Origin of the sequence: Mesorhizobium sp. M0862 (assembly GCF_040319795.1) — a bacterium.
Taxonomy (GTDB): domain Bacteria; phylum Pseudomonadota; class Alphaproteobacteria; order Rhizobiales; family Rhizobiaceae; genus Mesorhizobium.
On the sequence record NZ_JAMYOJ010000002.1, the window covers coordinates 76504 to 88669 of the forward strand.

At 61.5% G+C, this 12166-nt stretch carries 11 protein-coding genes; 4 read left to right on the forward strand and 7 right to left on the reverse strand.

The genetic code is table 11. The annotated features are described in order from the left end of the window. Positions 1-65 precede the first annotated feature (65 nt). On the reverse strand, positions 66-809 hold the full coding sequence (locus NKI15_RS02975; RefSeq protein WP_352885689.1) for a hypothetical protein: 744 nt from the start codon (positions 807-809) through the stop codon (positions 66-68). 476 nt (positions 810-1285) lie between these two features. Between NKI15_RS02975 and NKI15_RS02980 the strand changes: the two genes are divergently transcribed. Beyond that, positions 1286-3277: a conjugal transfer protein TraG gene (locus tag NKI15_RS02980; RefSeq protein WP_352885690.1), complete on the forward strand. Its 1992-nt coding sequence runs from the start codon at positions 1286-1288 to the stop codon at positions 3275-3277. Positions 3278-3286: 9 nt separating this feature from the next. Further along, positions 3287-3733, forward strand: coding sequence for a ribbon-helix-helix domain-containing protein (locus NKI15_RS02985; RefSeq protein WP_352885691.1), 447 nt, complete (start codon positions 3287-3289; stop codon positions 3731-3733). Between the two features lie 8 nt (positions 3734-3741). On the opposite strand, the gene NKI15_RS02990 is transcribed toward NKI15_RS02985, so the two are convergent. The 5 genes from NKI15_RS02990 to NKI15_RS03010 are packed head-to-tail and all read right to left on the reverse strand — an operon-like array spanning position 3742 to position 9398. Continuing rightward, entirely contained in the window at positions 3742-4647 is a 906-nt protein-coding gene (locus NKI15_RS02990; protein WP_352885692.1) for a LysR family transcriptional regulator, read from the reverse strand. Positions 4648-4659: 12 nt separating this feature from the next. Beyond that, positions 4660-6135: an NAD-dependent succinate-semialdehyde dehydrogenase gene (locus NKI15_RS02995; protein ID WP_502898670.1), complete on the reverse strand. Its 1476-nt coding sequence runs from the start codon at positions 6133-6135 to the stop codon at positions 4660-4662. A 44-nt stretch (positions 6136-6179) separates the two neighbouring features. Further along, on the reverse strand, positions 6180-7469 hold the full coding sequence (locus NKI15_RS03000; protein WP_352885694.1) for an SGNH/GDSL hydrolase family protein: 1290 nt from the start codon (positions 7467-7469) through the stop codon (positions 6180-6182). A gap of 46 nt (positions 7470-7515) precedes the next feature. Then, positions 7516-8493 carry a transketolase family protein gene (locus NKI15_RS03005; RefSeq protein ID WP_352885695.1) on the reverse strand — a complete coding sequence of 326 codons (978 nt, stop codon included), beginning with the start codon at positions 8491-8493 and terminating at the stop codon, positions 7516-7518. After that, positions 8490-9398: a transketolase gene (locus NKI15_RS03010; RefSeq protein WP_352885696.1), complete on the reverse strand. Its 909-nt coding sequence runs from the start codon at positions 9396-9398 to the stop codon at positions 8490-8492. Before NKI15_RS03010 ends, NKI15_RS03005 begins: the two co-directional genes overlap by 4 nt. 220 nt (positions 9399-9618) lie before the next feature. Here NKI15_RS03010 and NKI15_RS03015 point away from each other — a divergent pair, with 220 nt between their 5' ends. Together NKI15_RS03015 and NKI15_RS03020 are read left to right on the forward strand one after the other, a co-directional pair. Beyond that, on the forward strand, positions 9619-10629 hold the full coding sequence (locus NKI15_RS03015; protein ID WP_352885697.1) for an amidohydrolase family protein: 1011 nt from the start codon (positions 9619-9621) through the stop codon (positions 10627-10629). Next, complete coding sequence (locus tag NKI15_RS03020; protein WP_352885698.1) at positions 10626-10931, forward strand: NifU family protein; 306 nt, start codon at positions 10626-10628, stop codon at positions 10929-10931. The genes NKI15_RS03015 and NKI15_RS03020 overlap by 4 nt, the downstream gene beginning before the upstream one ends. 128 nt (positions 10932-11059) lie before the next feature. Here the strand turns inward: NKI15_RS03020 and NKI15_RS03025 are convergent, their stop codons facing one another. After that, complete coding sequence (locus NKI15_RS03025; protein ID WP_352885699.1) at positions 11060-12127, reverse strand: SDR family oxidoreductase; 1068 nt, start codon at positions 12125-12127, stop codon at positions 11060-11062. Positions 12128-12166: the final 39 nt, after the last annotated feature.

Below are 12166 nucleotides of genomic sequence, written 5' to 3' on the forward strand. Positions count from 1 at the left end.
CCGCGTACTGATTTCGCAGTCTGAAGGCCAGAAGCACCTGATCTTGGCGCCGCTTAGCCAATTTTCTAACCTGTGAGTTGATCGCGGATACGTGCGCCGACCGCACAGAAGCCTTTCACTGCGTTCTTGTAGGACTGCAGTGTCTGACGCATGTGCTCAAGATGCGTCTGCCTCATCGTCTCCAGCTCCTCCATCGCCTTTGTAAAGCGTTCCCGGGCTTCCTCTGGCGTCTCTGGTTTCGGCGGACCGTTAGGCATCGGCAGAATCGCGGGCGGAGCGCCGCGCGGAACCTGCATCGCCAAGAACCTGTAGTCATTGGCCAGTCGGCCATAGTCGCTCAAGGTGGACTGAATCCCGACGAGTTGCTGGACGAGGTCGCGAAAATCTGATGCCGGAATGACGTTGAGGCTCGCCGCATCCTGCTGGATGTTCAAGAGGGCGATTCCGAGCGAGGGGACAAACACGGGCTGCTGTTGGATCTGCACGCCCTCGAGCGTTCCGATGATCGCGTCACATTCCTGACCGGCGATCTGCAACAGGCCGATTGCCCGGTCCTTCTGTTCGCGCGACGCGCGCCAGTCATCAAGGTAGAGGGCCGCGAGGACGCCTAGTAGCGTGGTGAGGACCGGCAGCAGGACGAGCGCAATCCACGGGTTTTCTATCAGCCGAGGGGTTTTGCTGCGCACAGCCGCACCATCGAGATTCGACGAAATCGGCGGGCTGGCAGTTGCGCCAGTTGTCACCGTTGAGCGCTGTACAGCCCCTTGCGCATTATCGATATCGCCCGGCGGACGCTTCCGGCGAGACATCGCTACCTCCCTTGGTGCCACGGCAAGAATTTCCGCAACGGAACAAAGTCTCCACGCGTGCGATAAGATCGATGTACAGGTGCACTATAATCAAAATACGAGATCACGGAAGGTTCTATTAGTGAAGGAGAGGCAAGCTCGATATGGATCGTTCTTGGCTTGACCCTTTCCCTGGCGGTGTGCTCGGGCCAGACGCGTCTCGCGTCCGCGCTTCGATCAGGAACGAAGGACTGCTTTCGGGTTCAGCTGCGGCCTCACATGATGACTGACACTAGGCGCATTGCTGCGGTTTGCAGCGCAGTCAATTAACGTCTTCGCTGTACGTTGGGCTTAGCGCGGGCCTGCATAGCGACCTACCCTTTTCCCTCTATATGTGCTCTAGCGCCGCCGGGCTTGCTACCCTCGAAGGTGAAGCCTTGCAATGAAGTGAGTTGACCGCTGACCTTGATTGTATTTCCTGTCGAGGACCACGCACTTTGTCCGCCACGAAAATCCTTTGGGGCCAGATCACAGTCGTCTTCCTGATCGTGCTCGCCACGACCTGGGCAGCGACGCAATGGACAGCGTGGAGGCTCGGCTTCCAGACGCAACTCGGGCCGCCATGGTTCGAGTTCGCGACGGTCCCATTCTACTATCCGCCGGCATTCTTTTGGTGGTGGTACTTCTACGAGGCCTATGCGCCGGCGATCTTTGTCGAGGGCGCCTTCATTGCGGCCTCTGGAGGCTTCATCTCCATCGCCGTGGCGGTCGGCATGTCGGTCTGGCGAGCGCGCGAGGCAAAGAATGTCGAGACGTATGGCTCGGCACGGTGGGCGAAGCCGGACGAGGTCAGGGCTGCCGGCCTGTTCGGCCCTGACGGGGTGGTGCTGGGCAAGCTCGATGGCGGCTATCTCCGCCATGACGGCCCCGAACATGTGTTGTGCTTCGCGCCGACGCGAAGCGGCAAAGGCGTCGGCCTCGTCATACCCTCGCTTCTCGCCTGGCCAGAATCGGCCATCGTCCACGATATCAAAGGCGAAAACTGGCAACTCACCGCAGGCTTTCGAGCCCGGCATGGGCGGGTGCTGTTGTTCGATCCTACAAATAGGAAGTCCTCTGCCTACAATCCGCTACTTGAGGTGCGCCGCGGCGAATGGGAGGTCCGCGACGTCCAGAATGTCGCCGACGTGTTGGTCGACCCCGAAGGCTCGCTCGAAAAGCGGAACCATTGGGAGAAGACGAGCCATTCTCTGCTCGTCGGCGCCATCCTGCATGTACTCTACGCCGAGCCTGACAAGACGTTGGCTGGCGTCGCTGGATTCCTCTCGGACCCGAGGCGGCCGATCGAGGCCACGCTGGCGGCGATGATGACGACGCCGCATCTGAGAGAAGCTGGTCCGCATCCTGTCGTGGCGTCGACGGCGCGCGAGCTCTTGAACAAATCCGACAATGAGCGGTCCGGCGTGCTCTCGACCGCCATGTCGTTTCTCGGCCTCTATCGCGACCCGGTTGTCGCCGAGGTCACCCGCCGCTGCGACTGGCGGATCGCCGACATCGTTTCAGGCGCCAGGCCGGCGACGCTCTACCTCGTCGTACCGCCGTCCGACATTTCACGCACCAAGCCTCTTATTCGCCTGGTGCTCAACCAGATCGGCCGGCGCCTGACTGAAGATCTTCATGCGACGGACCGCCGCCACCGCGTCCTGATGATGCTCGACGAGTTTCCAGCTTTGGGTCGGCTGGATTTCTTCGAGAGCGCCTTGGCCTTCATGGCGGGCTACGGCCTCAAGGCCTTCCTCATCGCGCAATCGCTCAACCAGATCGAAAAGGCTTACGGCGCCAACAACTCGATCCTCGACAACTGCCATGTCCGCGTGAGCTTCGCCACGAACGACGAACGAACCGCCAAGCGTGTATCGGACGCGCTGGGCACTGCTACCGAACTGAAAGCGATGAGGAACTATGCCGGGCACCGGCTGTCACCCTGGCTCGGGCATCTCATGGTCTCGCGCTCGGAAACGGCCAGGCCCCTGCTCACCCCTGGCGAAGTCATGCAACTCCCGCCGAGCGACGAGATCGTCATGGTGGCCGGAACGCCACCCGTACGTGCTAAGAAAGCTCGCTATTTCGAGGACGAGCGGTTCAAGCAGCGCGTCCTGCCGCCCCCAGATCCGGTCACGAGCGGTCGGTCCACACGCAAGGACAACTGGTCGGCACTCACGCTGCAGAGACCTTCGCCCATGGTCCCCGCCGAGGCCGAGAAGACCGAGCAGGATGCGGCCAATGGCGGCGTACGCCGCGAGCCCGAGTTGCCCGATCACGTCGCTATCGCGAAGGAGACCAACGGACTGAGGGCACAGGAAGAGTTTGCCATTATCGAAGACGACGAACCCGAAGACGCCGCGCGGCAAAGCCGCATTCTTCGCCAGCAGATGTGTGGGGTCGCCCGCCAGGTCGCCCTCGACCCAAACGACGGCATCGAGATGTGAGGTTGGATCATGCGCGACCGGATGAACGTGTATTTCCCGCCCGCGATGCTGAGACAGATCGCCGAGCTTGCCGATCGCAAGAAGCTCTCCCGCTCGGCGATCGTGGAAGCCGCGGTCGCCTCCTTTCTGTCACCGGACGGCGCCGACCGCCGGGAGGCGGCCTTCACCCGCCGTCTCGACCGGCTGTCGCGCCAGGTTCAGCGCATGGAGCGAGATCTTGGTATCACCGCGGAAACCCTGGCTCTGTTCGTCCGCTTCTGGCTGACGATTACTCCACCGCTGCCACCCGACGCGCAGGCGGCCGCCCAAACCAAGGGGCGTGAGCGCTTCGAAGGGTTTATCGAAGCGCTGGGCCGGCGCCTGCAGAAGGGACAGAGTTTTCTCAGGGAAATTCCCGATGATATCGGCAGTCTCACGCCGGCCGAAGAGCCCAACGAGGCGCGCCCCAGCGCCTGACTCTGCGATCAAGAAATCGAAACTTTCTCATCCAGGAAATCCAGAAACGCGCGCACACGCACCGGGAGATTTCCCCCCTCACCTGCGTACACTGCCTGGATCTCTTCACGATCGCCCGGATTAAGGTCCTCAAGGACTGGCACGAGGCGGCCGGCCTCAATATCCCTCTTCACTTGAAAGCCAGCCAATCGCGCGAGGCCGAGGCCTCCTATAACGAGTTTTCGCAAGGATTCCCCGTCGCCGATACGAGCATTTCCAACCAGCGGAACGCAAATTTTCTCGGCGCCTTTCAAGAGCGGCCACCCCTCCACGGGTCGAATATGGGCAAGGCCGAGGCGGTTGTGACGTTCCAGATCTTCTGGCGTTTTCGGCGTGCCGAAGCTTTCAAGATAGGAAGGAGCGCCAACGATAATCATGCCGGTCTCACCAAGCTTGCGAGCATCAGTGTGAGAGCTTTTCATCGGACCGCTTGTCACGGTCAGGTCCGTTCGTTCTTCCCGAATGTCGCCAATATCGTCGGTAAGAAGAAGCTCGACCGTGACCTTCGGATTGCGGGAAAGAAATTCGGAAACGAGCGGCAGAAGAATATGCGTGCCTATCGGTCTACTGGCACTGACAGACAACCGACCCGAGGGTGTTTGCCCGACGCCAACGCAGCCCTCCGCCTCGTCGATATCGGACAAGATCCCTACACAGCGGTCATAAAAAACGCGCCCCTCCGGTGTGAGTTGAACTTTTCTTGTAGAGCGGTTGAGCAGCCGGGCGCCTATGCGTGCTTCCAGCCGGGAGATCAATTTGCTTACACCTGAGGGAGTCACCCGGTTGGCTCGCGCGGCTGGCGAGAGGCCACCCAAGTCAACGACGCTTACGAACACCTCCATTTCGCCTGATCGGTTGATCTCTGGTCTCGGCATTGTGGATTTCCTCTAGAGGCCGAGACCCCCGATGCAGACATATTTGGTGTCGAGGTAATCCTCGATGCCCTGGTGTCCGCCTTCCTTGCCGAGGCCCGATTCCTTGACGCCGCCGAACGGCGCTTCCGGCGTGGTGATCAGGCCTTCATTGACGCCGACCATGCCGTATTTCAGGCCTTCCATGACCCGGAAGGCGCGGCCGAGGTCGCCGGTGTAGAAATAGGCGGCAAGGCCGAACTCGGTGTCGTTGGCAAGCGCAATGGCTTCCTCTTCGGTCTCGAACTTGAATACCGGGGCGATCGGGCCAAAAATCTCTTCCTTCATGAAGCGCATGTCAGGCTTCGCATCGGCGATGACGGTCGGCTGGAAGAACGAGCCGCCAAGCGCGTGGCGCTTGCCGCCGGCAACGACCTTGCCACCCTTCGACGTGGCGTCGGCGATGAATTCCTCGACCTTCTCGACCGCCTTCGCGTCGATCAGCGGTCCCTGCTGCACGCCCTCTTCCAGGCCCGAGCCAACTTTCAGCGCATTGCTCGCGGTAGCCAGCTTCTCGACAAACTTGTCGTAGATGCCGGCCTGCACCAGGAAGCGGTTGGTGCAGACGCAGGTCTGGCCGGAATTGCGGTATTTGGCGGTGATGGCGCCGGCGACGGCGCGATCGAGGTCGGCATCGTCGAAGACCAGGAACGGCGCATTGCCGCCGAGTTCCATCGAGACCTTCTTGACGGTGACGGACGACTTCTGGATCAGCAGCTTGCCGATCTCGGTCGAGCCGGTGAAGGTGATCTTCGACACCAGCGGATTGGCGCAGATCTCGTCGCCGATTTCGCCGGCAGCACCCGTCAGGATGTTGATGACGCCCTTGGGGAAGCCGACTTCCTCAGCCAGCGCTCCCCAGGCAAGGCCGGAATACGGCGTCTGCGAGGCCGGCTTGACCACGGCGGTGCAGCCGGCGGCGAGCGCCGGGCCGAGCTTGCGGGCAAGCATCGATGACGGAAAATTCCAGGGCGTGATGGCGGCGATAACGCCGACCGGCTCCTTGGTCACCAGGATGCGGCGATCGCCCCACGGCGACGGCACGACGTCGCCATAGGTGCGGCGGCCTTCTTCAGCGAACCACAGGATGTAGGACGCGGCCGAGCCGATCTCGCCCTTGGATTCGGCCAGCGACTTGCCCTGCTCGATGGTCAGCAGTTCGGCCAGCACATCCTGATTGTCCATCATCGCGTCATGCAGCTTGCGCAAGAGCTTCGAGCGTTCGAGCGCGGTGGTCTTGCGCCAGGTCTTGAAGGCTTCGCTTGCGGCTTCGATGGCGCGGCGTGTTTCCGCCTTGCCCGACTTCGGCACGGTGCCAATCTTGAGGCCGGTGGCCGGGTTGTTGACGTCGACCGTCTGGCCGCTGTCGGCCTGCACCCATTCGCCGTTGATGAGATTGGCCTGGCGCATGAAATGGCATCCCATCTGGTTCCCTAACGACCCCGGTTCCATGCGTAAGAGACCCCAGCGCTGCGGTTGAATGAAACGGCCTTTGCTCACTGGTTACCGAACAGCAGGTCGAGCGTCATCGCATCTGCAATGGCCTTGGTACCGCCGGCACCGGCATGCAGATGGTCGCCGGAATCATATTCGGCTTTCATACGCAGGGAGTTTGCCGGATCGCGAAGCATCGCATCGAGATCGACGACAGCATCGAATTCGCCGCTGGCGCGGATCCATTCATTGACCTTCTGTCGAAGGTCGTCGCGCTGTTGGTTGTAGTACCCCTCGAGCGGGCTGCCGGCGAGCGCGTTTTCGAATGGTGTCAGCGTGCCGACGACGATCCGGACATTTCGCGTGTGGGCTTGAGCGATCAGCTGTCGAAATCCGGTGACAATGTCATCAAGGGTTGGAAATGGATCCTTCGGTGCGAAGCTTTGTCCAGGCCAGGCGATATCGTTGATACCGATCAACACCACGACCGTCTTGACATTGGGCTGGCTGAGAACATCGCGGCCGAAGCGGGCAAGCGCGTTCTCGCCCATCCGACTCTGCAGCAGGCGAGCGCCAGAGATACCTGCGTTCAGCACTGCGACGTTGTCGCCGGCAAGCCGTTCGGCCAGAAAGTCCGGCCACCTGACATTCAGGTTGAGACCCGAAGCGGCGCCGTCGGTGATTGAATCGCCGAGCGCGACCACCGTCCTCGCGCCTTGTGGCGCCTCTACCAGAACGTCAGTGAGAAAGATGCGTGTGGTGATCTCACTTGGGCTTTCGATCGCCGCAGCCGACACCTGGTTTCCCGCGCCGATATAGCCGGTCTGCTCCGCATCCCAATGAAATGTCGACAATGGCGTCGGGCTGGCCACAAACAGTGAGACGGATACGTCGCCGCGCGCCGGAACGTCGAGGTCGATCGGATCGCTTATCATCGGCGCACCAGGGGGAACAATCGCCGTTTGCGATCCACTGAAGGTCAACACGCGATCACTGCCGTCGCGAATGCTAGAGCCACCACCCGCCAGCGCAATATGCGCAGCGTTGATGACCAGCGGTTCCGTGCCGTACTCGTTCGAGATGACGACACGCAGCCGATTGCCGCCGAGGCTCAGACGTACGACCTGGCGCACTGTCTGGTTCCACAGGTTGAACGGTAGCATCGTCGGCAGAGGAAAATCACCGTCCCAGGCCGGCTGAGGGCTGGCGGCCCAGCTGCCGATCCAGGTCATGCTATCGGCGGCACGCGACGGTGTGGCAAGGGCGACGCCAGCCGTGATCATTGTCGTCAGCGTCACGCCTATCCTGGCGCCGCGGTAGATACAGTCGCACATATGGCCGATCCGTTTCACGTAGGTCCTCCCAAAGGGTTCAACTCGTTGCTGCGCCAGTCCGTGCTCAAGCGAGCAAACCTGCCGCGATCTCTTCGATACCGGCACTGTCCAGCTTGTAATGCGCATAGAGATGAGTTGGCGGCGCAATCAGGCTGTACTCGTCATGGATGCCATGGCGGCGCAGCTTCACAGGCAACCCTTCGCCGGCGATCACCTCGGCGACGGCGCCGCCCAGACCACCCAGAACATTGTGTTCCTCCACCGTCAGCACCATCCTGGCGTTCGTGGCCGCATCGAGAATGGCCTCGCTGTCGATCGGCTTGACCGTCGCCATATCGAGCAGGCCGACGCTGTGACCTTTGGCGTTCAGGGCTTTGGCCGCCTGAAGCGCCGGATGGACCGTCGAGCCGCATGCGATGATGACCAGGTCCTTGCCTTCGAGATGCTTGATTGCCTTACCGAAGACGAAAGGTTTGCCAGCCTCATAGACCACCGGGTCGCGCCCACGCTGGGTACGGATATAGATCGGCTCCGCATAGTCGGCTGATGCTGCGATCACCGAGGCAAGCTGGGCGCCATCGGCTGGCGCCACCACGGTCAGACCGGCTATGGAGCGGGCGATGGCCAGATCTTCGGTGGCGTGATGCGAGGTGCCGTAGAAGCCAAGCGAGATGCCTGCGTGATGACCGATCAACCGGACCGGCAGAGCGGAGTAGGCAACGTCCATGCGTATCTGTTCGCAGCACAGCAGTGCCAGAAAAGAAGCGAATGTCGCGACATAGGGCTTGAGCCCTACCGCGGCCATACCGGCCGCCGCCGACACCATGTTCTGCTCTGAAATGCCAAACTGGACGAAGCGATCCGGGCATTCCCGCGCGAATTTCGCCAGACCATTCGAATATTGCAGGTCGGCGGTTCCGGCGACCACCGGCTCGCCAGCCCGGACCAGCTCGAGCAGCGCGTCGGATAAGGCGTCGAGGCCCGGCGTCTGGGCATTCAACTGGCGATACTGCCAGGACTTTTCGGAAAGTGGCCGGTTCATCCTCTTGCCTCCATTGACTTGATCTCGGCGACCGCCCGTTCGGCATCGACAGGATCGAGATAGCCAAGATGCCAGCCCGGTTCGGTCTCCATGTAGGAGACGCCCTTGCCCTTCACCGTCTCGGCCACGACCATGACCGGGCGGTCGCGCGCCGTGTCGGCCTTGAGAGAGCGCAGCAGCGTCGTCACCGCACCAACGTCATGGCCGTCGACGACGTGAGTTTCCCAGCCGAAGCTCTGCCATTTGTCGACGATCGGCTCGACGGTGATTATGTCGTCGACGGCGCCGTCGAGCTGGTAGCCGTTGCGGTCGATGATGCCGATCAGCCGGTTCAGCCTGTTATGCGCACCGAACAGGGCCGCTTCCCAGACCTGACCTTCCTGCAGCTCGCCGTCGCCGATCATCACAAAAGTATGGAAGTCCTTGCCGAGAATGCGGCCGGCCAGCGCCATGCCGCAGCCGGCCGACAGCGCATGGCCGATGGAACCGGAACTGAAATCAATGCCGGGCACCTTGCGCATGTCGGGATGGTCGCCGAGCGGATTGCCGAGGCGCGTGTAGCCGTCGAGGATTTCCGTCGGAAAGAAGCCAAGATCGGCAAGGATCGGGAAGAGCCCAACTGCCGCATGGCCCTTGCCCATCATGAAACGATCGCGCTCGGCCCAGTTCGGGTCACCGGGCTTCAGGCGCATGACGCCATAGTAGAGCGAGGCGAACAGCTCGGCGGCCGAAAAGGCCGAGGTATAATGGCCGACCTTGGCGATCTCGATCAGCCGGATCGCCTCCAGCCGTGAGAACCGTGCTTTGTCCTTGAGCATGGCCAGTTCCACCTCGTTCGGTGCGAATTCAGCGCGACCGGCGGGCGGCGAATTGTTCAGTGTCCTGTTCTTCTGCTTCCCGAGCACGCTTTTTGTCCTCCACGCGACGCCGATCTCACCTTCGGCTTTGTGTCGGTTTTCTAACCGTTCAGCGGTCATTTCGTTGGCAATTCATTCTGAAAACTGACTGCGGAAAAGCTGAAAAATCCGAGTCCGATTGGCGTGCTAGAGACGAGCATCAGGCGATCCGTTTGCCGCTGCAATTTGCTGTGGCTGCACGATCGGCCATGGCAAAGCGGAGGAAATCATGAAGGACGGAATGTTTGTCTTCGACGCAGCGGTCCATTGCCAGGACTTCACCGACAGACAGATCAAGCCCGGCAGCGACGGGCGCCGGGTGCGCGTGCTGCGCGAACAGTTGAAGGGCTTCATCGACCTCACCGCGCGACGTGGCCCGGAGGCCAATCCCGGCTTCTCGTCACCCCCGGATCTCGACTGGGCGAACGCCGCCCTTTTCGAGAAGTCCGACACCGATCTCGCCATGGCGTGTTCGGTGCCGCTCTTCGCCCATTGGAAGGCCGGCCTCGGTCCCGTCGAACTGAGCTACGAACTGGCCAAATCCAACCCGTCCCGCATCCTTTTTACGGGCGGCGTCGACCCCGCTTACCAGGGGTTGGACTACGCACTTGCCGAGATGGAACGCCAGGTGAAGGAATGGGGCGCCGTCAGCATGAAATTCTATCAGTACCAGATGCGTGGCTGTCAGTGGCGCGCCGACGATCGCGACGTTGCCTATCCGCTATGGGAGAAGGCAATCGAGCTCGGCATCAAGATGGTTCAGTTCCACAAGGGCTTCCCGCTCGAGCTCGGACCGGTCGAAGCCTTTATGCCGAACGACATCCAGTATGCGGCGGCCGATTTTCCGGAACTCAATTTCGGCATCCACCATCTGGGCGACCCCTATGTTGCCGAAACCATCTCGATCGCCAGCCGGTTCGAAAACGTCTATCTGATCCTGCCGTTGTGGTTCAATCAGTACTTCCTGCAGCCGCACAAGATGCTGCACAGGCTTGGCGAGGCGCTGCTTTTCGTCGGCAGCGACCGTATTTGCTATGGTTCGGAGGCGTTCATCTGGCCCCACATCCAGCCCTACATCGATGCCTGGGCGACGATGGAGATGCCGGACGAACTGCAGGACAAATACGGCTATCCCCAGCTTACCAGGGAGATCAAGGAAAAGGTCTTCGGCATCAACTTCGCCAACGGCCTCGGCATCGATCTCAACCGCAAACGCGCCGAGCTGGGGCTCACTGCATGACCGCCGGTGGCACGCAGATCAACGCGGACGGTCTCGAACGGGCGCTCGCCGGCATCCGCCCGCTGGTACTCGGCCATGGCGGCAACATCGAAATTGTCGATATCGACAATGGCGTCGTCACCGTCGAGCTGACCGGTGCCTGCGAGGCATGCCCCAACATCGCCATGACCTATGCAGGGCCGATCCGCACCTTCCTGTTGGAGGTCCCTGGCGTCAGGGAAGTGAAGTGCCGGCGGATGCATGCATCGAAGCGGACCCTTGAGCGCATCGCCCACATGCTGGGCGCCCGCCCCTTCGAGTAACGACGGCATCGGCCGAGGCGGCGGCTCGACCCAGGCCCGTCAAGATCACCCCAACCACCAGCTCGCCTTGTCGAAAAAGAAAAGCGGCGCCGTCGACCAGCGCCGCCTCGAGCAGATCCGCAGCCGCGTCACGGAATGACGCGTTCGCGCCGCAAGCGATCGAAGACGTCGATGAACGATCGGTCGGTGTCCTGATAGTCGAGGAAGCCGAAACGGCGGCTCTTCTCCATGCTGTTGACACATTCCATCGGCCGGCCGAGGTCGAGGTCGGTGTGCCATGGAGAGGCCAGCATGCCAAGCTTGTTCGGCTGCAGACCGTGTTGGGCGACCAGCCCATCCCAAGCCGGACCAGAGTTCTTCATCTGATCCTCAAGCTTGACCTGCCTGTCGGGGTAAGGCGCAGCCTCGATGCCGAAATAGTCGGCGATGACGTTCCACAGCCGGCTCCAGCGGAAGACGTCGCCATTGGCGGCGTTGTAGGCTTCATTGCGGGCATTCGGTTCGGTAGAGGCCCAGACGATCTGCCGGGCCAACAAACGCGCGTCGGTGATATCGTTCAATCCGAGATAGGCCGCGGGATGGCCGGGAAAGAAGAACGGCTGTCCGGTCGCCTTGCAGATCGACGCGTGCGTCGCCAGTGTGGCGCCGATATTCATCAGGTTGCCGACGGCATAGCCGATAATCGTATGCGATCGATGGACGCTCCAGCCGAAGCCGCGTTCGGCCGCCGCGGCCATGACGATGTCCTCAAGCGCGTAATAGAAATTCTTGTGCGGCAGGCGAGGCTGGTCTTCGCGGAACGGCGTCACCGGCGTGCTCTTGGCGTAGTGCTCGAACGGGCCGAGATAGTGCTTGGTGCCGGTCACCACCGCGACATGTTCGACGCAGCCCTTGCCCTGGAAAGCATCGAGCACATTGCCGAGCATGGCGCCATTGAGGCGGATGTTCTCGTCCTCGTCGGCACCGCGGGTCCAGGTGCAGTAGAAGACGTGGGTCGGCTCGATATGCGCCAGGCTCTGAACTGTCTTCTCGCGATCGAGGACGTCGAGTGCGATCGTGTTGACGTAACTCGCACCGAGCGGCGGCCGCCGGGAGATCCCATTGATCTCCCAGCCACCCTGCTCGGCAAGGTGCTCGGCGACATTCAACCCGACGATGCCGGTAACACCGACGATTAAGGCGCGCTTTTTATACATTGGGATCTCCCTGATGCTGTCGTCCGCCCGGCACGATGA